Here is a 19,933-nt window from a genome sequence, read left to right on the forward strand (position 1 = left end):
AATGATGGCGGGTTGGGTGTGGAATGCGTATTGCTCATTGACGGCAAAGTAGGAGAGGCTATTTTGCATGCCGAGTTTTCAATTGATGGTGATAAGTGTGAGTTAATGTACAAGTACATAGGCTCTTGACTTCAGGAATGCTTAGCGTTGTTGCTCTTTAATGAAGATGGGTTGAAGTTTAGAATTTTGAATCGCCCCTGGTTTCGTATGCACTAGGGGCGATGCACTGCTAGGGATAACTGTAATTAGGTGATCAGAGGCGAGCCCAGGCCTATTCGGCGCGCGCACCGCTCAACCCAATTGCCAGGGCGCCAGCACGCCGACTCCCTGGCACAGCACCACTCAGTGCCTCATCCCCAACTCGGCATCATCCATCAGCGCCTTGGCCAGCGCGCTCAGGTAATACGACGCCCACAGCAGTTGCGGTTTTTCCTCCATGATCCCGGCGATGGTCAGGTCGCGTACGCAGCCCATCAGCTCCGATGCCTGGTCACGGGCGTGCTGGCAGGGGATGCCGGGTTCAATGCAGAACAGCGGGGCGGTCATGCCTTCGCCTTGGTAGAACTTGGTTTTGCCCGCAGTGGTGCGGGGCGTGGTGTCGTCTGTGTTCATTGCTCACTCTCCCTGAAATGATCGGTGCCTGGGCGGGCCCCATCGCGGGTCAAGTCGCATCGGCGCACCGCCGCTCCCACGGATGCAGGCATAACCCTGCGGGCTGGGGGGGGCGTGGGAGCGGCGGTGCGCCGATGCGACTTGCCCCGCGATAGCGCCAGCCCAGGCGACACATGACCAACGGCCTAGTGGAACGCCCGGGGCTCCATCTGCGGCATCTGCACCTGAATCAGTGCCGACTCAAGCAGCACCCGCAGCGCCTCGATCTCATGCATCAACGCCATGATCAGAATCGACGCGGGCGACTTGGACTGCTGGACCGAAATGGCCTGATGCGCCACAGCCTGCGCGCACAGGGCGTACTCCGTGGCCTGGATCAGGGTGTCCTCAAGGGAATGATGATTGTGGGGTGGATCTGGGACGATCTTTAGCATGGTTTCAGTCCTGTTCGTGAAATAAGGACCACCACCGCAGGCTGTCAAACAAGAAGGTGGCAGCTGTACATGGGTTGACAGACCGGTGAACAAAACCAAAAGACCGGCGCACACGGAGGTGCCCCACGCACAGCCGCCATAAAAGCAAAGCCATGCGGTTTGTTCAGGACGGCCTGTCAAAGCCGGTCACTGTTTTCGCAGCGACCGCCCGAGACTAGAGGCCAACCCAGACCACCGCAATGGCTTGAAAGGACCTGGCAGTATGTTTGGGAAATGGACTACAGGAAAGGTGCTTAATCTGATTCTTCCCATTCCCATTTACCGCCCACCACCCCGCAAAAAGTCGCTTGAGCGTGGGAGCCTTCGCCTTCGAACCTGTCGATACCCACCCTCGCTACCACCTGCCTATCGCCACAATAGCGAACGGTGGTTGTTCTAAAACCTGCGAAGTAGGACAATTATCGGCTTCACGTCCCAACCAGCGACCTTGCATGGCCTTTCTTGCACTTGGTATCAACCATAAGACTGCCTCGGTAGACGTACGCGAGCGCGTGGCGTTTACCCCAGAGCAGCTGGTGGATGCCCTGCAGCAGCTCTGCCGACTGACCGCCAGCCGCGAGGCGGCGATCCTGTCCACCTGCAACCGCAGCGAACTCTATATAGAGCAAGACCAGCTCGGCGCCGACGCGGTGCTGCAATGGCTGGCCGACTATCACCAGCTGAGCCTCGATGAACTGCGCGCCAGCGCTTACGTGCACGAAGAGCACGACGCGGTGCGGCACATGATGCGGGTGGCTTCGGGCCTCGACTCGCTGGTGCTGGGCGAACCGCAGATCCTCGGCCAGATGAAGTCGGCCTACGCCGTGGCCCGTGAGGCCGGCACCGTCGGCCCGCTGCTCGGGCGCCTGTTCCAGGCCACCTTCAGCGCCGCCAAGCAGGTGCGCACCGACACCGCCATCGGCGAGAACCCGGTGTCGGTGGCCTTTGCCGCGGTCAGCTTGGCCAAGCAGATCTTCTCCGACCTGGGGCGCAGCCAGGCGCTGCTGATCGGTGCCGGCGAAACCATCACCCTGGTCGCCCGCCACCTGCACGAGCAGGGCGTGCGCCGCATCGTCGTGGCTAACCGCACCCTTGAACGCGCCAGCATGCTGGCCGAGCAGTTCGGCGCCCACGCCGTGCTGCTGGCGGATATCCCGCAGGAGCTGGCCAACAGCGACATCGTCATCAGCTCCACCGCCAGCCAGTTGCCGATCCTGGGCAAGGGTGCGGTGGAAAGCGCGCTGAAGCAGCGCCGGCACAAGCCGATCTTCATGGTCGACATCGCGGTGCCGCGTGACATCGAGCCGCAGGTCGGCGACCTGGATGACGTCTACCTCTACACCGTCGACGACCTGCACGATGTGGTCGCCGAAAACCTCAAAAGCCGCCAGGGCGCGGCCCAGGCTGCCGAAGAGCTGGTGTCGGCCGGTGCCGACGATTTCATGGTGCGCCTGCGCGAGCTGGCCGCGGTGGATGTGCTCAAGGCCTATCGCCAACAAAGCGAGCGCCTGCGCGACGAAGAGCTGCAAAAGGCCCAGCGCCTGCTGGCCAACGGCGGCAACCCCGAAGAAGTACTGGCGCAACTGGCCCGGGGGCTGACCAACAAACTCCTGCACGCGCCCAGCGTGCAACTGAAAAAGCTCTCTGCCGAAGGCCGCCTCGATGCACTGGCCATGGCCCAGGAACTCTTCGCCCTCCATGAGGGCTCGACGGACAAAACCCCGCAATGAAAGCGTCGCTGCTGAACAAACTGGACACGCTCCAGGACCGCTTCGAGGAACTCACCGCGCTGCTGGGTGATGCCGAAGTCATTTCCGACCAGACTCGCTTCCGTGCCTATTCCCGCGAATACGCCGAAGTCGAGCCGGTGATCGCCGCCTATAAAGAGTGGCGCAAGGTCCAGGATGACCTCGAAGGCGCCCAGGCGCTGCTCAAGGACGCCGACCCCGACCTGCGCGAAATGGCCGTCGAGGAAGTGCGCGAGGCCAAGGAGCAGCTGGTGGGCCTTGAGTCGAACCTGCAGCGCATGCTGCTGCCCAAGGACCCCAACGACGGGCGCAACGTGTTCCTGGAAATCCGCGCCGGCACCGGCGGTGACGAGGCGGCGATCTTCTCCGGCGACCTGTTCCGCATGTACTCGCGCTATGCCGAGAAACGCGGCTGGCGCCTGGAGATTCTCTCCGAGAACGAAGGCGAGCACGGCGGTTACAAAGAGATCATCGCCCGGGTCGAAGGCGACAGTGTGTACGGCAAGCTGAAGTTCGAGTCCGGCGCCCACCGCGTGCAGCGAGTGCCCGAGACCGAGTCGCAAGGCCGCATCCACACCTCGGCCTGCACCGTGGCCGTGCTGCCCGAGCCCGACGAGCAGGTGGCGATCGAGATCAACCCGGCCGACCTGCGCGTGGACACCTACCGCGCCTCTGGCGCCGGCGGCCAGCACGTCAACAAGACCGACTCGGCGATCCGTATCACCCACTTGCCGACCGGCATCGTGGTCGAGTGCCAGGAAGAGCGTTCGCAGCACAAGAACCGTGCGCGGGCGATGTCCTGGCTGTCGGCCAAGCTCAACGACATGCAGACCAGCGCCGCGCAGAACGCCATTGCCAGCGAGCGCAAGCTGCTGGTCGGTTCGGGCGACCGGTCCGAGCGCATCCGCACCTACAATTATCCACAGGGCCGGGTGACCGACCACCGCATCAACCTCACCCTCTATTCCCTCGACGATATCCTCGCCGGCGGTGTGGACGCGGTGATCGAGCCGCTGCTGGCCGAGTATCAGGCCGATCAGCTGGCCGCCCTGGGGGATTGATGACCATCATTGCCAGCCTGCTGCGCAACGCGCAGTTGCCGGAGTCGCCCACCGAGCGCCTGGACGCCGAGCTGCTTTTGGCCGCGGCCCTGGGCAAGTCGCGCAGCTACCTGCACACCTGGCCCGAGCGCATCGTCAGCAGCGAGGCCGCCGAGGCGTTCGCCGGCTTTATCGAGCGCCGTCGCGCGGGTGAGCCGGTGGCCTACATCCTGGGCCAGCAAGGCTTCTGGAAGCTCGACCTGGAAGTGGCGCCGCACACCCTGATCCCACGCCCGGACACCGAGCTGCTGGTGGAGACCGCCCTTGAGCTGGTCCCGGCCACGCCTGCCCGGGTGCTGGACCTGGGCACCGGCACCGGCGCCATCGCCCTGGCCTTGGCCAGCGAGTGCCCGGCCTGGCAGGTGACGGCGGTGGACCGTGTCGACGAAGCCGTGGCGCTGGCCGAGCGCAACCGTCAACGCCTGGGCCTGGGCAATGCGCAGATTCGCGCCAGCCATTGGTTCGATGCCCTGGCCGGCGAGCGCTTCGACCTGATCCTCAGCAACCCCCCCTACATTCGCGCCGCCGACCCGCACCTGGTGGCCGGCGATGTGCGCTTCGAGCCCAGCAGTGCCTTGGTTGCAGGTGAAGATGGCCTGGACGACCTGCGGGTGATCGTCGCCCAGGCGCCGCAGCACTTGCTGCCCGGCGGCTGGCTGCTGCTCGAACATGGCTACGACCAGGCCCCGGCGGTGCGCGAACTGCTGGCGGCCAGCGGCTTCGTCGAGGTCGCCAGCCGTGTCGACCTGGGCGGCCACGAACGCATCAGCCTGGGGCGCCTGCCATGCTGAGCGACCTGGAGCTATTGCGGTACAGCCGGCAGATTTTGCTGCCCCAAGTGGACATCGACGGCCAGCTGCGCTTGAAGCACGGCAAGGCGCTGGTGATTGGCCTCGGCGGCCTGGGCTCGCCCGTGGCGCTGTACCTGGCCGCCGCCGGCGTCGGCCAATTGCACCTGGCCGATTTCGACACCGTCGACCTCACCAACCTGCAGCGCCAGGTCATCCACGACAGCGACAGTGTCGGCATGAGCAAGGTGGATTCGGCGATCAAGCGCCTGCAGGCGATCAACCCGGAAATCACCCTGGTCGCCCATCGCCAGGCGCTGGATGTAGATTCGCTGGCCGCCGCGGTGGCGGCGGTGGACGTGGTGCTGGACTGCTCCGACAACTTCGGCACCCGTGAGGCGGTCAATGCCGCCTGTGTCGCGGCCGGCAAGCCGTTGGTCAGTGGCGCGGCGATCCGCCTCGAAGGCCAGCTGTCGGTGTTCGATACGCGGCGCGACACCAGCCCCTGCTACCACTGCCTGTACGGCCATGGCAGCGAGGCCGAGCTCACCTGCAGCGAAGCCGGCGTGCTGGGCCCGCTGGTTGGGCTGGTGGGCAGCCTGCAAGCACTGGAAGCCCTGAAATTGCTAGCCGGCTTCGGTGAGCCGCTGGTGGGGCGCCTTCTGTTGATCGATGCGCTGAGCACCCGCATGCGCGAACTGCGGGTCAAGCGCGACCCGGCCTGCACCGTGTGCGCTAGCCGCCATGGCTGAAGGGCTGGCGCCGGTTGGCGTGATGGATTCGGGGGTCGGCGGCTTGTCGGTACTCGCCGAAATCCAGCGCCTGTTGCCCAATGAGTCGCTGTTGTACGTGGCCGACAGCGGTCACGTGCCCTATGGCGAAAAATCCCCCGACTACATTCGCCAGCGCCTGCGCCATATCGCCGGGTTCTTCCGCGATCAGGGTGCCAAGGCGATGGTCCTGGCCTGCAACACCGCCACCGTGGCGGCGGTCGCCGACCTGCGCGAGCTGTACCCCGACTGGCCGCTGGTGGGCATGGAGCCGGCGGTCAAGCCGGCGGCGGCGGCCACCCGCTCTGGCGTGGTCGGCGTGCTGGCCACCACCGGCACGCTGCAAAGCGCCAAGTTCGCCGCCTTGCTCGACCGTTTCGCCAGCGATGTGCAGGTGATCACCCGGCCTTGCCCTGGGTTGGTTGAGTGCATCGAGGCCGGCGACCTGGCCAGCCCGGTCCTGCGCCAATTGCTGGCGGGCTACGTGCAGCCGTTGCTCGCGGCGGGCTGCGACACCTTGATCCTGGGCTGCACCCACTACCCCTTCCTGCGCCCGCTGCTGGCGCAGATGGTCCCGGCAGACGTGGCGATCATCGACACCGGTGCCGCCGTGGCACGCCAGCTGCAGCGCCTGCTGGCGGAGCGCGGCTTGCTCGCCGCGGGGCCGGCGCAGCCCACCCGGTTCTGGAGCAGCGCCGACCCGGATACCTTGAAAAAAATCCTGCCGTTGCTGTGGCATAAATCCGACAGCGTGCAAAGCTTCCCCTTATAAAAAGTGTGAAGGGCGTCAATCGCCGTTGGAACTATGGTTTCGCCGTCGATTTCTACCGCTCTGCCTGCATGCCGGGCAAACACTGAACACCATCAGGAAGAAGGGGTTTTGCATGCGCAAACTGTGCGTCTTGGCGGCCGTTGCCGCCGTTTCCATGGGGCAGGCGGTGGCTGTGCAGGCCGCTGACATTTCGTTTTCGGTAGGACAGACCGGGGACTCGACCCAGGTCTATCGGCTGGGCTTGCAGTCGAACTGGGACGCCAGCTGGTGGCAAACCGGGGTCGGGCGCCTGACGGGCTACTGGGATGGCGCCTACAGCTATTGGCAGGGTGACAAGACCGCCAGCAACCACAGCCTGTCGTTCGCGCCGGTGTTCGTCTATGAGTTCGCCGGCGAGTCGGTCAAGCCCTACATCGAGGCGGGGATTGGCGTAGCGGCATTCTCCAGCACCGAGCTGGAAGACAACCGGTTGGGCTCGTCATTCCAGTTCGAGGACCGTATCGGCTTTGGCCTGCGCTTCGCGGGCGGGCATGAGGTGGGGATTCGCGCCACCCACTATTCCAATGCCGGGCTCAAGCAGCCCAACGACGGGGTGGAAAGTTACGCCCTGCATTACCGCATGCCGTTATAGGGCCGGCTGATAGTCCTTGTGCCGCGAAAGGGCTGCGAAGCGGCCCCAGCATGCACGAGCCTGGAATAGCTTGATATGGCTTGCTGGCAAAGCTGTTCAGCCTGGCAACGGCCAAAGGCTGTTCAGGCTCAGCGCCTCGAGCACAAGTTCAGGTTGGCGCTGCTCCAGGCGTGCCAGCAACTCATTGGCGGCGGTCTGTGCGGTCCAGTCCTCCGGGATGGCCTGGGAGAGGGTTACCGGGGTTTTCAACGACTGTGGCGCGATGATCGTCAGGTCCACGCCCAGCCTCTTCAAGGGTGCGCGTTGGTCACGCAGCCACCTGGGCAGGCTGTTGAGGCCGCTGGGCCGCTGGTTCGGCTCGTACAGCTGCGACGCCGAATAGCGGCTCAGGATCACCATCACCTGCGGTTTGTCACCCTTGGCCAGCAACGGCAGGGCCGCCGCCAGGCAGTGCTCGGCGGCGCGCAGGTTGCTGGCGACGATCATCTCGAACAGGTCGGCGCCCGCCACGTCGTCTGGCAGGTAATCGCAACTGCCGGCGTTGATGATCAAGGTGTCGAGCGCAGCCCATCGCGCCTGCAACTGCTGGCTGGCGGTATCGGCCTGGCCCACCTCCTGCAACTGGCCAGGAAGGCAAAGCACCTGTTCGCTCAACGCCTGGAGCTGCTCATGGTCCTTGCTGCTGGCGGCGACCCGTTGCCCCTGGTCGAGCAATCGCTCCACCAGGGCCAGGCCAAGTCCGTTGGTAGCCCCCGTTACCCAGAATCTGCGTGTTGTACTCAAATTGCTGCCCTCTGATCCTGCCAGGTGGACAAACCCTTGAAGGCGTCCAATGCACGCTGGCGACTGCTTTCGAGATCGACGATCGGACTGGTGTAGTAATTTGTAGCAAACAGATCGGCAGATTTCACCGGGAAATGAATGTATTTATCATCCGCCTGCCGTAGCTCCGGCAACCAGTGGCGTATGAAAACGCCTTTGGAATCGAAGCGTTGCGACTGAGTGACCGGGTTGAAGATGCGAAAGTAAGGCACGGCGTCGGTGCCTGTCGACGCACTCCACTGCCAGCCGCCGTTGTTGGCGGCCAGGTCGCCGTCGATCAGGTGGCGCATGAAGTGTCGTTCCCCCTCGCGCCAGTCGATCAGCAGGTTCTTGCTGAGGAACATGGCCACGATCATGCGCAGGCGGTTGTGCATCCAGCCGGTGTGCAGCAGCTGGCGCATGGCGGCATCGATGATCGGGAAACCCGTGCGGCCTTCTTTCCAGGCTTGCAGGTCGTCAGGTGCGTTGCGCCAGGGCAGGGCTTCGGTGTGGGCACGGAAGGCGCGGTGCCGGGACACCTGTGGATAACCCACCAGGATGTGTTTGTAGAACTCCCGCCAGAGCAGTTCGTTGACCCAGGTCTGCACGCCGGCATTGCCGCTGTCGAACTCACCCTGGTTGCTGGCCAGGGCGGCATGCAGGCACTGGCGCGGCGAGATCACCCCGGCGGCCAGGTAGGGTGAAAGCTGGCTGGTGCCGGCCTTGGCGGGCAGGTCGCGCTGTTGTGGGTAGTCTTCGACACATTCGTCGAGGAAGTGGGCCAGGCGCCGGTGCGCCTCGTCCTCGCCGGCCGGCCAGTGCTCGCGCAGGGCAACGGGTGTGCCGTCAAAGCCTTCGATGTGCGCAGGGATGGGGTCGCTGGCGATGTCCAGGGCGCCTTGGCGCTGAACACGCGGGGCGCGGGCGGGCAGGCTGCGGTGCAGGTGCTCCAGGCAAACCCGTTTGAACTGGCTGAACACCTGGAAGTAATGGCCGCTGCGGGTGAGCACGCTGCCGGGCTTGAACAGCAACTGGTCGAGATGGCCATGGGCACCGATCCCGGCCTGTTCCAGCAGCCGTGCGGTGGCCTGGTCGCGCCGGGCTTCGTTGACGCCGTACTCGTCGTTCCAGTGCACGGCCTCGATGTTGTGCTGGCGGCACACCTTTAGCACCGCTTCGGGCACCTCGGCCCAGCTGTCGGTATGGCGGATCAGCAGCGGGATGTTCAGGGCTTGCAGCGACTGGCGCAGCTGGCGCAGGTTACGCAGCCAGAAGTCGACCTTGCAGGCGGCGTCGTCGTGGCTTTGCCACTGCCTGGGGCTGGCGATCCACAGGGCCACGGCAGGGCCGCGCTGGCAGGCGGCCGAGAGGGCGGTGTTGTCGTCGATGCGCAGGTCGCTGCGCAGCCAGATCAATTGCATGGGGTTAGCGGCCTGTTGAGTGTTGAAGGCGGTGCAAGGCAGCCTGTGGGCTGTCGAACAGTTGCAGGTCGGGCAGGCCCAGGGCTTGCAGTTCGGCCTGATGCAGGCTGATGCTGCGGCCGCCCAGGAGTTTTGCCGTGTTCAGGTCTTGCAGGGCGCGGCCGAGGGCTGCGAGGTCCGGGCGCCGGCCGAGGTAGAGCAGCAGCGCGCGTGGCTGCAGCAGCTCGACGGCCTGGCGCAATTGCCGGGGCTCCACGGGCCATTCGAGGATCTCCAGCGGCTGGCCGTTGCTGCTGAGCAGCCAGGCGCAGAGCCAGAATTCGGCATCGAAGGGCGTGTCGTCGGTGCGTGCCAGCAGTACGCATGCTCCCGCCAGGGAATGGCTGTCGTGGTACACCCGGGCGCCCAGCTTGCTGCGCAGCCAGGTGTTGAAGAACGCCTGCTCCAGGCCCGCGTCGAAGTGCGTCTGCCAGCGCAGGGCAAGCGCGTCGAGCAGCGGCAGCAGCAGGCGTTCGCATACCGTGACGGCCGGATACAGCGCCATGGCCTGATTCAGCAGTTGGTCGAGTGGGCGTTGCGCCAGCAGGGCGATGGCTTCGATCAGTTGCTCGATGCGCTCACCCCATTCGCCCTCGACCGGGGTGCTGGCGTCCGCCGCGTTGTCCAGCAGTGCGCGCACCTGGCTGACCGCCGCGCCGCGTTCGAGCCAGCGCAGCACTGCCTGGACGCGCTGCACCTGGTCCTGTGGATAAAGGCGGTGGCCCTTGGGTGTGCGTTGCGGCTTGATCAACCCGTAACGGCGCTCCCAGGCGCGCAGGGTGACCGGGTTGACGCCGGTCAGCCGGGCGACTTCGCCAATGGGTAGCAGGGCTTCAGATGGCATTGCGCAGCCCGAGGCGTTCAGGGTGGGGTTGCAGGTAGGCCTGCTGCAACAGGTAGGGGTCGGGGTGGCAACGCAGGTGGTGTTTGAGCAGCGTCAACGGCACCACCAGCGGCACCACGCCTTGCTGGTACTGGCCGATGATCTGCTGCAGCTCGGCCTTGTCGGCCTGGTCGAGGTCGTTGCGCAGGTAACCGCTCAGGTGCTGCAGCACGTTGCCATGGGTGCCGCGGCTGGCGCAGCGGCGCAGGGCCTGCATCAGCTGGCTGAAATAAGCGGGGCCGAACTGCTCGGGGTCGTGGTCGCGGGTCATGCTGCCGAGCAGCTTGCCCAGGCTTCGGTACGCCTGCGGGTTATGGGCCATCAACAGGTACTTGTAGCGGGCGTGGAAGCGGATCAGCGCGCCACGGCTGAGGCCGCCCTGCAGTACCTGCTGCCAGTCGGCGTAGGCATACACGCGGCTGATGAAGTTCTCGCGCAGCACCGGGTCGTGCAGGCGGCCTTCTTCTTCCACCGGCAGGTCCGGGCGGCCGGCACAGAAGGCGGCGGCGTAGGCGCCGCGCCCGCCCTGGCTGGCCGGGTGGCCGTTCTCCTGGTACACCTTGACCCGCTCGAGCCCGCAGGAAGGCGATTTCTGCATGAAGATGTAGCCGCAGATATCGTCGAGTTCGCTGGCCATCTGTTGGCCGTAGGCGCGCAGCGGACCGGAAAAATCGGTGCTGCTGTCGCGGCTGCCGGTGACGGCAGGGTGCTCCGGGTCGCCGACCAGGCGGATCGGCTCGCGAGGCACGCCCAGGCCGATGGCGACTTCCGGGCACACCGTCACCCATTCGAAGTGCTCGTCGAGCAGCTCATGGCACAGGTCGGAGTGCTTGTGCCCGGCGTTGTAGCGCACGTTGAGGCCTGTGAGGCAGGCGCTGATGGCCAGGCGTGGCTTGCCGCTCGGGGAGGGATGTTTCATGGCGTGCTCCGGAATTACTTGTACAGGCAGCAGGGTTTGTACAAGGCAATTCCAGCACATTTGAAAACTTATACAAGAATTATTTCTTGTATAGGTTTTTGGTCCGGCTAATCCAGGTGCTCCAGCAGCCGCCGGGCCGCCTCCTGGCCGCTGAGCCAGGCGCCTTCGACACGCCCGGACAGGCACCAGTCGCCACAGGCATACAGGCCCAGGTCGGCATCGGCCAGGGCGCCCCATTCATGGTTCACGGCCGGCCGGGCATACAGCCAGCGGTGGGCGAGGGCGAACGTCGGCGCAGGCACCACGCAGCCGACCAGCTCGGCGAATTCGCCCCACAGCTGTTCGATCACGTCTTCCTTGGGCAGGTCGATATGCTGCTTGCTCCAGCTGGAGGTGGCGTGCAGCACCCAGGTGTCGAGGTGCGCTTCACGCCCGGGCTTGCTGCGGTTGCGTGCCAGCCAGTCAAGCGGGTTGTCTTGTACGAAGCAGCCTTGCATGGGGGTATCGAGCGGGGTTTCGAAGCCCAGGGCGATCGCCCAGGTCGGCTCCATCTGCACACCGGCGGCGACCGCGGCAAGCTTGGGGGTGGCGGTCAGCAGCTGCGTTGCCTGAGGCGCCGGCACGGCGATGACCACCCGGCTGAATGGGCCGTGGCTGCAGCCCTCGGTGTCTTGCAGGTGCCAGTATTGCTTGCCGCGGAACACCTCGGCGATGCGGCAGCCGAAGTTGACCGTGACGTCCTTTAGCAACCCGCGGGTGATGGCGCTCATGCGCGGTACGCCGACCCAGCGGGTCTGTTCGTCAGGGGAGGGGGTGAGTTCGCCATCGCGGTAGTTGTACAGCTGGGGCTTCCACTGTTCGGCCCAGCCGCTGGCGACCCAGTGTTGCACCTGCTCGACGAAACGCCGGTCGCGGGCGGTGAAGTATTGGGCGCCGAGGTCAAGCGCACCGGCCTCGCTGCGCTTGCTGGCCATGCGCCCGCCGCTGCCGTGGCCTTTGTCGAACAGATGGACGGTGTGCCCGGCTTTCTGCAAGGCCTGGGCGGCGGACAAACCGGCGATGCCGGCACCGATGATGGCAATAGGTACTGTCATGATGGCCTCTTCGAACCTCGCTGTTCGCAGCCTACGCTGCCAGGCAAACCTGTACAATACGCAATGTTTGTATAAGGTTATTCCGCTCGATAGGGCAGCTTGGCCTATGTTTATCCGAGAGCGTTCGGTCAAAAAAGTGCCTTGATCTTAAAAATAGACCACGGCCGCCAACTCTGAGGACACAGTCATGCATATATTGCTGACCGGCGGTACCGGCCTCATCGGCCAGCACCTTTGCCAGCTGTGGCGAGGGCAGGGTCACCGCCTGACCGTGTGGAGCCGCACCCCCGCGCAGGTGCCCAAACGCTGTGGCAGCGACGTGCGCGGTGTCGCTCGGCTGGAGGAGATTGCCGCGGATGATGCCGTGGACGCGGTGATCAACCTGGCCGGCGCGCCGATCGCCGACCGGCCCTGGACGGCCGGGCGCCGCAGCCTGCTCTGGGCCAGCCGCATCACCCTCACCGAGCAGTTGCTGGCCTGGCTCGAGGGCCGCGAGCAACGCCCCGAGGTGCTGATATCCGGCTCTGCCGTGGGCTGGTATGGCGACGCTGGCGAGCGTGAGCTGACCGAGGCGTCGGCGCCGGTGAAGGAGGATTTTGCCAGCCAGCTGTGCATCGCCTGGGAGGAGACCGCCTTGCGCGCCCAGGCCTTTGGCATCCGCGTGGTGCTGGTGCGAACGGGGTTGGTGCTGGCCAGCGACGGCGGCTTTTTGTCGCGCCTGCGCCTGCCGTTCAAACTCGGGCTGGGCGGGCCGCTGGGCGATGGCCGGCAGTGGATGCCGTGGGTGCATATAGACGACCAGGTCGCCCTGATTGATTTTCTGTTGCAGCACAAGGAGGCCAGCGGTCCTTATAATGCCTGCGCCCCGGAGCCGGTGCGCAACCGCGAGTTCGCCAGGCAGCTGGGGCGTGCCCTGCATCGCCCGGCGTTGCTGCCGATGCCGGCGTTGCTGCTCAAGGCCGGGCTGGGTGAGCTGTCCACATTGCTGCTTGGCGGCCAGCGTGCCCGCCCGGTGCGCCTGCTGGCGGCAGGCTTCACATTCCGCTTCAACGATCTGCAATCGGCGCTGGGCAACCTGTCCAGCCGCCTCTGACATAGGACGCTGCATGACCGATCACGCTCTGCTGCTGGTCAACCTGGGCTCGCCGGCCTCCACCTCGGTGGCCGACGTGCGCCGTTACCTCAACCAGTTCCTCATGGACCCGTACGTGATCGACCTGCCCTGGCCGGTGCGGCGCCTGCTGGTGTCGCTGATCCTGATCAAGCGCCCCGAGCAGTCGGCCCATGCCTACGCCTCGATCTGGTGGGACGAAGGTTCGCCGCTGGTGGTGCTGACCCGCCGCTTGCAGCAGGCGATGAGCGCCCATTGGCCCCATGGCCCGGTCGAGATCGCCATGCGCTATGGCCAGCCGGCGCTGCCCGAGGTGCTCGAGCGCCTGGCTGCCCAGGGTGTGCGTAAAGTGACTCTGGCGCCGCTTTATCCACAGTTCGCCGACAGCACCGTGACCACCGTGGTGGAGCTGGCCAAGCAGACCATCGCCGAGCGCAAGCTGCCGTTGCAGACCCGCATTCTGCAGCCGTTCTACGACCACCCCGACTACATCGACGCGCTGGTCGCCAGCGCCCGGCCGCACCTGGAGCAGGGTTACGATCACCTGCTGCTGAGCTTCCATGGCCTGCCCGAGCGCCATCTGAAGAAGCTCGACCCTACCGGCAACCACGATTTCCAGGCCGCCGATTGCTGCGCCGGCGCCAGCGCCGAGATGCGCGCGGTGTGCTATCGCGGACAGTGCCTGGCCACCGCCAAGGCCTTCGCGCAGAAGATGGGTATCCCGGATGGCAAGTGGTCGGTGTCGTTCCAGTCGCGCCTGGGCCGCGCCAAGTGGATCGAGCCCTACACCGAAACGCGCCTGGATGAGCTGGGCAAGGCGGGGGTGCAGAAGCTGCTGGTGATGTGCCCGGCCTTCGTCGCTGACTGCATCGAGACGCTGGAAGAGATCGGCGATCGGGGCAAGGAGCAGTTCATCGAGGCGGGTGGCAAGGAGCTGGTGCTGGTGCCGTGCCTGAATGATCACCCGGAGTGGGTGAGGGTGTTGGCGGGGATGTGCGAGAAGGCTTGAAAACTACAGGGGCTTGCCGTGGGAGCGGGCTTGCCCCGCGATAGCGATTGTTCTGGCGACCCGATTGGCAAGCCAGACGCCATCGCGGGGCAAGCCCGCTCCCACGCCCCTTCAAACCGTCAGATCAAGGCAACTGATCATCCAGCTTCTTGTGTTTCCAGCCATCGTTGCCCGGCAGGATCAGGTTCAGGGCAATGGCCACGATGGCGCACAGGGCGATGCCCTTCAGGCCCCAGTCGTCCGGGCCGTCGCCGCTGCCGATCAGTACGCCGCCGATGCCGAACACCAGGGTCACCGACACGATCACCAGGTTGCGCGCTTCGGCCAGGTCGATCTTGTGGCGGATCATGGTGTTCATGCCCACCGCCGCGATCGAGCCGAACAGCAGGCACAGGATGCCACCCATCACCGGTACCGGAATGCTCTGCAGCAGCGCGCCGAACTTGCCGATGAAGGCCAGGGTGATGGCGAACAGCGCCGCCCAGGTCATGATCTTCGGGTTGTAGTTCTTGGTCAGCATCACCGCGCCGGTCACTTCGGCGTAGGTGGTGTTGGGCGGGCCGCCGAACAGGCCGGCGGCGGTAGTCGCCAGGCCGTCCCCCAGCAGGGTACGGTGCAGGCCAGGCTTCTTGAGGTAGTCACGGCCGGTCACGCTGCCGACTGCGATCACCCCGCCAATGTGTTCGATCGCCGGTGCCAGGGCGACCGGCACGATGAACAGGATGGCCTGCCAGTTGAAGGCCGGGGCGGTGAAGTTCGGCAGCTCCAGCCAAGGGGCCGCGGCGATCTTGGCGGTGTCGACCACGCCAAAGGCGAACGACAGGGCAAAGCCCACCAGCACGCCGGAGATGATCGGTACCAGGCGGAAGATGCCCTTGCCGAACACCGCCACGATCAGCGTGGTCAGCAGCGCCGGCATCGAGATCATCATCGCGGTCTTGTACGGCATCAGCGCAGCGCCATCACCGCCCTTGCCCATGGCCATGTTGGCGGCGATCGGCGCCATGGCCAGGCCGATGGAGATGATCACCGGGCCGATGACCACCGGCGGCAGCATGCGGTCGATGAAGCCGGTGCCTTTGACCTTCACCATCAGGCCCATGAAGGTGTAGACGAAGCCTGCGGCCATCACCCCGCCCATGGTCTCGGCCAGGCCGAACTGGCCCTTGGCGAGGATGATCGGGGTGATGAAGGCAAAGCTCGACGCCAGGAACACCGGGACCTGACGGCCGGTCACCAGCTGGAACAGCAAGGTGCCGATGCCGGCGGTGAACAGCGCGACGTTGGGGTCGAGGCCGGTGATCAGCGGCATCAGCACCAGCGCGCCGAATGCCACGAAGAGCATCTGCGCGCCCGAGACGACCTGGCGCCAGAGCGGGTCGTTGAAGCCGTCCTGCATGGTCAGGCGTCCTTCTGCTTGGTGCCGAAGATCTTGTCACCGGCATCGCCCAGGCCGGGGACGATGTAGCCGTGTTCGTTCAGGCGCTGGTCGATCGAGGCGGTGTAGATCTTCACATCCGGGTGGGCTTTCTCCACCACTTCGATGCCTTCGGGTGCGGCGACCAGCACCATGGCGCGGATCTCTTTGCAGCCGGCTTTCTTCAGCAGGTCGATGGTGGCGACCATCGAGCCGCCGGTGGCCAGCATCGGGTCGATGATCAGGGCCAGGCGCTGATTGATGTCCGGTGCGAGCTTTTCAAGGTAGGTGTGCGCTTCGAGGGTTTCCTCGTTGCGGGCAACGCCCACGGCACTGACCTTGGCGCCGGGGATCAGGCTGAGCACGCCGTCGAGCATGCCGATGCCGGCACGCAGGATAGGCACGACGGTGATCTTCTTGCCGGCGATTTTCTCGACCTGCACCTTGCCGCACCAGCCGTCGATCTCGTAGGTTTCGAGCGGCAGGTCCTGGGTGGCTTCGTAGGTCAACAGCGCGCCGACTTCCTGGGCGAGTTCGCGAAAATTCTTGGTGCTGATATCGGCGCGGCGCATGAGGCCGAGCTTATGGCGGATCAGCGGATGGCGGATCTCACGAGTAGGCATAGGGGGGCTCCGGAAGGCGGGCAAAAAAACCGCGCTAGATTAATCTATTCAGTCCTGACTGTCGTGCGGTCATTGTGCACGTTAGTCCATAAAGGCTTGATCTGGGACGAGCGGATGCGTACCTTTGCCCGCTTTTCCAAAACGCACCCCCTGGAGAGCGCCATGTCCGCCGATCTCGAGCATATCCGTCAAGTGATGCGCGAGGCTGATTGCCTGTACAACGAAGCCGAGGTCGAGGCCGCCATCGCCGAGGTCGGCAAACAGATCTGCAAGGACCTGCACGACAAGAACCCGGTGGTTTTCTGCGTGATGAACGGTGGCCTGATCTTCGCCGGCAAGCTGCTCACCCACCTGCAGTTCCCGCTGGAAGCTTCGTACCTGCACGCCACCCGCTACCGCAACCAGACCAGCGGCGGCGAACTGTTCTGGAAGGCCAAGCCCGAGGTGTCGTTCATTGACCGCGACGTGCTGATCGTCGACGACATCCTCGACGAGGGCCACACCCTCAGCGCCATCATCGAGTTCTGCAAGCATGCCGGCGCCCGCTCGGTGCACACCGCCGTGCTGATCGACAAGGATCACGACCGCAAGGCCAGCCCGGACCTGAAGGCCAACTACGTCGGCCTGCCGTGCGTCGACCGCTACATCTTCGGCTATGGCATGGACTACAAGGGCTACTGGCGCAACGCCAACGGCATCTTCGCCGTCAAGGGCCTGTAATCCTGCGCCAGCCCGGGTTCATCGATCAGTCGATGTTCGCCGGGCTGGCCGCTACGGCCGAACCGAGCATGCTAGAGTGCCCCTTCAAGCCAAGGAGCCTCACATGCGTGCGTTCGTCCCTCTCCTGCTGGCGGTGAGCCTGCCGCTATCTGCTGCCCCGCTGCACAGCCAGTTCCTGCCCCCCGACGACCTCGCCCTGCGCCAGGAAGCCCCGACCGGCCAGCAGTTGCTGCAGGTCACCGACTATTCGGTGGTGGTGGGCACCCAGCGCCAGTCCGACCAGCAACCCATTCCCATCACCTCTTCGTTGCAGATGCGCCTGAAGGGCAAGCCCTTGAGCAAGGGCTCGACCATCGGCGAGGTGCTGATCAACTTCGACGGCGAGGGCGGCAAGAGCCTGAAAAAGCCGGCTTATGACGACAAGCGCCGTACCCTGACCCTCAATTACCCGATGGCCGACTATCGGGTGATCATGGACCTGCTGCGCAACGAGACCCTTTACGTGCAGTTCCTCACTTACGGCAACGGCCATGTCTGGGCCGATCTGCACACCGGAACCGTACGTACGCGTTGAGGCACGATCGACTCGAGGGGTACACTGCCGGCCTTCGAAAATGTCCTAGACAGTCCAGTGGGAGTCCTTGATGCGTAAAGACAAGAAACAGGTGATTGGTGACGAAATCAGCGACGAGTACATCAAGAGCTTCCTGCAGTTCGAGCCGGCCGATGGCCTCACCTCGCCGTCGCATCACAAGCTGATCAAAGGCTACCGCGGCCTGCGCATCGACGATTTCGAGCGTTATGTCGGTTTCTTCCTCGAGGCCGGATACGACCTGGATGGCAAGGACGAGCACGGCAAGACCTTCGTCGAGGTGATTGCTGACCAGCGCAACGCCCCTGAGTACATCGAGATCATCGACAACGCCCGCGGTTGATTGATTGGCCTGTACTGGCCTCTTCGCGGGGCAAGCCCGCTCCCACGGTATTCCAAAGTATTTGAATCCTGTCTGTGGGAGCGGGCTTGCCCCGCGATAGGGCCGGCACAGGCTGATGAACTTCCAGGCACAAAAAAACGCCCCGAGGGGCGTTTTTTCGTTTCAACCGGTTCAGGCGTAGTGCTTGGCCGGGCTGTCCTGCGCCAGGTCCAGTGCCACATCGTTGTCGGCGCTGATCTTGTGGTACAGCGCAGCGTCGGTCGCCAGGACCTTCTCGCGGGCCGGGAAGATTTCCTTGAGCTTGGCAGCCCAGGCACCCTTGGCCTGCTCGGGGAAGCAGCGCTCGATCAGTTCGAGCATGATCGACACAGTCACCGAAGCGCCCGGCGATGCGCCGAGCAGTGCAGCCAGGCTGCCGTCCGCGGCCGAAACCAGCTCGGTGCCGAATTGCAGCACGCCGCCTTTTTTCGGGTCTTTCTTGATGATCTGTACGCGCTGGCCGGCCACTTCTAGGCGCCAGTCCTCGGCTTTCGCCTCGGGGTAGAAGCGACGCAGGGCTTCCAGGCGTTGCTCCATCGACTGCATCACTTCGCTGACCAGGTACTTGGTCAGGTCCATGTTGTCGCGGGCCACGGCCAGCATCGGGCCGATGTTGCCCATGCGCACCGACAGCGGCAGGTCCATCAACGAGCCGTGCTTGAGGAACTTGGTGGTGAAGCCGGCGTACGGGCCGAACAGCAGCGAGGTGTTGCCATCGACCACGCGGGTATCCAGGTGCGGTACCGACATGGGCGGGGCGCCAACCGCGGCCTGGCTGTAGACCTTGGCCTGGTGCTGCTTGACGATTTCCGGGTTGTCGCAACGCAGCCACTGGCCGCTGACCGGGAAGCCGCCGAAGCCTTTGCTTTCCGGGATGCCGGAGGCCTGCAGCAGGGGCAGTGCGGCACCGCCGGCGCCGAGGAAGACGAAGCGGGCGTCGACTTCACGGCTGCCGCCGCTGTTGACGTCCTTGATGCTCACGGTCCAGCCGCTGCCGTTGCGGCGCAGGCCGACGACCTTCTTGCTGTACTTGACCTGGGTGTCCGGGCTGTTGCCCAGCAGCTTGAGCAGCTTGTTGGTCAGGGCCCCGAAGTTGACGTCGGTGCCTTTGGCCACGCGGGTCGCGGCGATGCGCTGGTCAGCCGGGCGGCCCGGCATCATCAGCGGCATCCAGTCGTTCATCACGGCCTTGTCTTCGGTGTATTCCATCTCCGAGAAGGCGTGGTGCTGCTTGAGCAGCTCGAAACGCTTCTTGAGGAAGTCGATACCCTTGTCACCCTCGACGTAGCTCAGGTGCGGAACCGGGTTGATGAAAGCGCGCGGCGAGCCGAAGTTGCCCTTCTTGCTCAGGTAGGCCCAGAACTGGCGCGAAACCTCGAACTGGGTGTTGATGTGCACGGCTTTCTTGATGTCGATGCTGCCATCGGCGGCCTGCGGGGTGTAATTCAGCTCGCACAGGCCGGCATGGCCGGTACCGGCGTTGTTCCAGGGGTTGGAACTCTCCGCGGCTCCGGAGTCCATCGCCTCTACGACCTCAAGCTTCAGGGTCGGGTCGAGCTCCTTGAGCAGTACGGCCAGGGTGGCACTCATGATGCCCGCGCCTACCAGTACCACATCAACCGATTCGTTCTGCGCCATTTAACGCGTCTCCACAATCTACAGCTACCTAATTGACAGCACAGGATCCCTGGGTTTGCCAGGATCGCCATGTCCGACTCTTCGCAGTTCTTGCAACTTCAGCGGACACTGCCAACCAGTCTTGGGTGTTCAGGTATTGAACGCCGTATGCCACGGGTGCGGCAATTCGACTTATGGTCAAGTGATCCGTCATGCGTTACGGGCCGGCCTCAGGCTCCCATCCAGGATGAGCGCTTGTGCCGTCTGCGCAGGGCTGTTTGTGAAAGATCTGCTGCTTTTACACATGCCAGACTGTTCATTGCTCGCCACACTCTCGTGAAGTTGTGAAAAACCGTTTTTTCACGCTCTTTTGGAGACGTGAACCTCAAAAGTGGACTGCACGATGGCAAC

21 protein-coding genes are annotated in these 19,933 nt (G+C 64.5%); 11 read left to right on the plus strand and 10 right to left on the minus strand.

Features of this window, described 5'->3' with window-relative positions; translation table 11 throughout:
* Positions 1-342 precede the first annotated feature (342 nt).
* Positions 343-612, minus strand: a complete 270-nt coding sequence (locus DM373_RS17500) for a DUF3077 domain-containing protein (RefSeq protein WP_110994769.1) — start codon at positions 610-612, stop codon at positions 343-345.
* A 185-nt stretch (positions 613-797) separates the two neighbouring features.
* The gene (locus DM373_RS17505) at positions 798-1,046 is read right to left on the minus strand and encodes a hypothetical protein (RefSeq protein WP_110994770.1); all 249 of its coding nucleotides are present in this window, start codon (positions 1,044-1,046) and stop codon (positions 798-800) included.
* A gap of 491 nt (positions 1,047-1,537) precedes the next feature.
* Here DM373_RS17505 and hemA point away from each other — a divergent pair, with 491 nt between their 5' ends.
* The 6 genes from hemA (at position 1,538) to DM373_RS17535 (ending at position 6,894) form a co-directional block, all read left to right on the plus strand.
* Positions 1,538-2,815, plus strand: a complete 1,278-nt coding sequence (hemA, locus tag DM373_RS17510) for a glutamyl-tRNA reductase (protein WP_110994771.1) — start codon at positions 1,538-1,540, stop codon at positions 2,813-2,815.
* Positions 2,812-3,894: a peptide chain release factor 1 gene (prfA, locus tag DM373_RS17515; protein WP_110994772.1), complete on the plus strand. Its 1,083-nt coding sequence runs from the start codon at positions 2,812-2,814 to the stop codon at positions 3,892-3,894. The genes hemA and prfA overlap by 4 nt, the downstream gene beginning before the upstream one ends.
* Positions 3,894-4,724, plus strand: a complete 831-nt coding sequence (prmC, locus tag DM373_RS17520) for a peptide chain release factor N(5)-glutamine methyltransferase (protein ID WP_110994773.1) — start codon at positions 3,894-3,896, stop codon at positions 4,722-4,724. Before prfA ends, prmC begins: the two co-directional genes overlap by 1 nt.
* Positions 4,718-5,473, plus strand: a complete 756-nt coding sequence (locus DM373_RS17525) for a molybdopterin-synthase adenylyltransferase MoeB (protein ID WP_110994774.1) — start codon at positions 4,718-4,720, stop codon at positions 5,471-5,473. The genes prmC and DM373_RS17525 overlap by 7 nt, the downstream gene beginning before the upstream one ends.
* Positions 5,466-6,263 (plus strand): glutamate racemase, encoded by a 798-nt coding sequence (murI, locus tag DM373_RS17530; protein ID WP_110994775.1) that lies wholly within the window; start codon positions 5,466-5,468, stop codon positions 6,261-6,263. Before DM373_RS17525 ends, murI begins: the two co-directional genes overlap by 8 nt.
* 112 nt (positions 6,264-6,375) lie before the next feature.
* Positions 6,376-6,894 (plus strand): acyloxyacyl hydrolase, encoded by a 519-nt coding sequence (locus tag DM373_RS17535; protein WP_110994776.1) that lies wholly within the window; start codon positions 6,376-6,378, stop codon positions 6,892-6,894.
* 96 nt (positions 6,895-6,990) lie between these two features.
* On the opposite strand, the gene DM373_RS17540 is transcribed toward DM373_RS17535, so the two are convergent.
* From DM373_RS17540 to DM373_RS17560, 5 genes are all read right to left on the minus strand, one after another.
* Entirely contained in the window at positions 6,991-7,677 is a 687-nt protein-coding gene (locus DM373_RS17540) for an SDR family NAD(P)-dependent oxidoreductase (RefSeq protein ID WP_110994777.1), read from the minus strand.
* Positions 7,674-9,116 (minus strand): deoxyribodipyrimidine photo-lyase, encoded by a 1,443-nt coding sequence (gene phrB, locus DM373_RS17545; RefSeq protein WP_110994778.1) that lies wholly within the window; start codon positions 9,114-9,116, stop codon positions 7,674-7,676. The genes DM373_RS17540 and phrB overlap by 4 nt, the downstream gene beginning before the upstream one ends.
* A gap of 4 nt (positions 9,117-9,120) precedes the next feature.
* The gene (locus DM373_RS17550; protein ID WP_110994779.1) at positions 9,121-9,999 is read right to left on the minus strand and encodes a MerR family transcriptional regulator; all 879 of its coding nucleotides are present in this window, start codon (positions 9,997-9,999) and stop codon (positions 9,121-9,123) included.
* The gene (locus DM373_RS17555) at positions 9,989-10,957 is read right to left on the minus strand and encodes a YbgA family protein (RefSeq protein WP_110994780.1); all 969 of its coding nucleotides are present in this window, start codon (positions 10,955-10,957) and stop codon (positions 9,989-9,991) included. The genes DM373_RS17550 and DM373_RS17555 overlap by 11 nt, the downstream gene beginning before the upstream one ends.
* A gap of 107 nt (positions 10,958-11,064) precedes the next feature.
* Entirely contained in the window at positions 11,065-12,051 is a 987-nt protein-coding gene (locus tag DM373_RS17560; RefSeq protein ID WP_110994781.1) for an NAD(P)/FAD-dependent oxidoreductase, read from the minus strand.
* A 187-nt stretch (positions 12,052-12,238) separates the two neighbouring features.
* Here DM373_RS17560 and DM373_RS17565 point away from each other — a divergent pair, with 187 nt between their 5' ends.
* A complete protein-coding gene (locus DM373_RS17565; protein WP_110994782.1) occupies positions 12,239-13,144 on the plus strand; it encodes a TIGR01777 family oxidoreductase in 906 nt (301 codons plus the stop codon).
* Positions 13,145-13,157: 13 nt separating this feature from the next.
* Entirely contained in the window at positions 13,158-14,171 is a 1,014-nt protein-coding gene (hemH, locus tag DM373_RS17570; protein WP_110994783.1) for a ferrochelatase, read from the plus strand.
* A gap of 124 nt (positions 14,172-14,295) precedes the next feature.
* On the opposite strand, the gene DM373_RS17575 is transcribed toward hemH, so the two are convergent.
* Positions 14,296-15,570 carry a uracil-xanthine permease family protein gene (locus tag DM373_RS17575; protein ID WP_110994784.1) on the minus strand — a complete coding sequence of 425 codons (1,275 nt, stop codon included), beginning with the start codon at positions 15,568-15,570 and terminating at the stop codon, positions 14,296-14,298.
* A gap of 2 nt (positions 15,571-15,572) precedes the next feature.
* Positions 15,573-16,211 (minus strand): uracil phosphoribosyltransferase, encoded by a 639-nt coding sequence (gene upp / locus DM373_RS17580; RefSeq protein WP_110994785.1) that lies wholly within the window; start codon positions 16,209-16,211, stop codon positions 15,573-15,575.
* Positions 16,212-16,373: 162 nt separating this feature from the next.
* Between upp and DM373_RS17585 the strand changes: the two genes are divergently transcribed.
* From DM373_RS17585 to DM373_RS17595, 3 genes are all read left to right on the plus strand, one after another.
* Positions 16,374-16,931 (plus strand): hypoxanthine-guanine phosphoribosyltransferase, encoded by a 558-nt coding sequence (locus DM373_RS17585; protein WP_110994786.1) that lies wholly within the window; start codon positions 16,374-16,376, stop codon positions 16,929-16,931.
* A 103-nt stretch (positions 16,932-17,034) separates the two neighbouring features.
* Positions 17,035-17,505: a hypothetical protein gene (locus DM373_RS17590; RefSeq protein WP_110994787.1), complete on the plus strand. Its 471-nt coding sequence runs from the start codon at positions 17,035-17,037 to the stop codon at positions 17,503-17,505.
* 70 nt (positions 17,506-17,575) lie between these two features.
* Positions 17,576-17,866: a PA4642 family protein gene (locus DM373_RS17595; protein WP_110994788.1), complete on the plus strand. Its 291-nt coding sequence runs from the start codon at positions 17,576-17,578 to the stop codon at positions 17,864-17,866.
* Between the two features lie 171 nt (positions 17,867-18,037).
* On the opposite strand, the gene mqo is transcribed toward DM373_RS17595, so the two are convergent.
* Complete coding sequence (gene mqo / locus DM373_RS17600) at positions 18,038-19,543, minus strand: malate dehydrogenase (quinone) (protein ID WP_110994789.1); 1,506 nt, start codon at positions 19,541-19,543, stop codon at positions 18,038-18,040.
* Between the last annotated feature and the right edge of the window lie 390 nt (positions 19,544-19,933).

Source organism: Pseudomonas sichuanensis (assembly GCF_003231305.1).
Lineage (GTDB): Bacteria > Pseudomonadota > Gammaproteobacteria > Pseudomonadales > Pseudomonadaceae > Aquipseudomonas > Aquipseudomonas sichuanensis.

What these genes read in the sequence shown, in the direction of transcription:
- hemH (WP_110994783.1), top strand. Translation starts at nt 13,158, where the DNA reads ATGACCGATCACGCTCTGCTGCTGGTCAACCTGGGCTCGCCGGCCTCC.
- DM373_RS17575 (WP_110994784.1), bottom strand. Translation starts at nt 15,570, where the DNA reads ATGCAGGACGGCTTCAACGACCCGCTCTGGCGCCAGGTCGTCTCGGGC.
- DM373_RS17595 (WP_110994788.1), top strand. Translation starts at nt 17,576, where the DNA reads ATGCGTAAAGACAAGAAACAGGTGATTGGTGACGAAATCAGCGACGAG.
- upp (WP_110994785.1), bottom strand. Translation starts at nt 16,211, where the DNA reads ATGCCTACTCGTGAGATCCGCCATCCGCTGATCCGCCATAAGCTCGGC.
- DM373_RS17535 (WP_110994776.1), top strand. Translation starts at nt 6,376, where the DNA reads ATGCGCAAACTGTGCGTCTTGGCGGCCGTTGCCGCCGTTTCCATGGGG.
- DM373_RS17560 (WP_110994781.1), bottom strand. Translation starts at nt 12,051, where the DNA reads ATGACAGTACCTATTGCCATCATCGGTGCCGGCATCGCCGGTTTGTCC.
- prmC (WP_110994773.1), top strand. Translation starts at nt 3,894, where the DNA reads ATGACCATCATTGCCAGCCTGCTGCGCAACGCGCAGTTGCCGGAGTCG.
- DM373_RS17525 (WP_110994774.1), top strand. Translation starts at nt 4,718, where the DNA reads ATGCTGAGCGACCTGGAGCTATTGCGGTACAGCCGGCAGATTTTGCTG.
- DM373_RS17585 (WP_110994786.1), top strand. Translation starts at nt 16,374, where the DNA reads ATGTCCGCCGATCTCGAGCATATCCGTCAAGTGATGCGCGAGGCTGAT.
- phrB (WP_110994778.1), bottom strand. Translation starts at nt 9,116, where the DNA reads ATGCAATTGATCTGGCTGCGCAGCGACCTGCGCATCGACGACAACACC.
- murI (WP_110994775.1), top strand. Translation starts at nt 5,466, where the DNA reads ATGGCTGAAGGGCTGGCGCCGGTTGGCGTGATGGATTCGGGGGTCGGC.
- hemA (WP_110994771.1), top strand. Translation starts at nt 1,538, where the DNA reads ATGGCCTTTCTTGCACTTGGTATCAACCATAAGACTGCCTCGGTAGAC.
- DM373_RS17550 (WP_110994779.1), bottom strand. Translation starts at nt 9,999, where the DNA reads ATGCCATCTGAAGCCCTGCTACCCATTGGCGAAGTCGCCCGGCTGACC.
- DM373_RS17505 (WP_110994770.1), bottom strand. Translation starts at nt 1,046, where the DNA reads ATGCTAAAGATCGTCCCAGATCCACCCCACAATCATCATTCCCTTGAG.
- mqo (WP_110994789.1), bottom strand. Translation starts at nt 19,543, where the DNA reads ATGGCGCAGAACGAATCGGTTGATGTGGTACTGGTAGGCGCGGGCATC.
- DM373_RS17555 (WP_110994780.1), bottom strand. Translation starts at nt 10,957, where the DNA reads ATGAAACATCCCTCCCCGAGCGGCAAGCCACGCCTGGCCATCAGCGCC.
- prfA (WP_110994772.1), top strand. Translation starts at nt 2,812, where the DNA reads ATGAAAGCGTCGCTGCTGAACAAACTGGACACGCTCCAGGACCGCTTC.
- DM373_RS17565 (WP_110994782.1), top strand. Translation starts at nt 12,239, where the DNA reads ATGCATATATTGCTGACCGGCGGTACCGGCCTCATCGGCCAGCACCTT.
- DM373_RS17590 (WP_110994787.1), top strand. Translation starts at nt 17,035, where the DNA reads ATGCGTGCGTTCGTCCCTCTCCTGCTGGCGGTGAGCCTGCCGCTATCT.
- DM373_RS17500 (WP_110994769.1), bottom strand. Translation starts at nt 612, where the DNA reads ATGAACACAGACGACACCACGCCCCGCACCACTGCGGGCAAAACCAAG.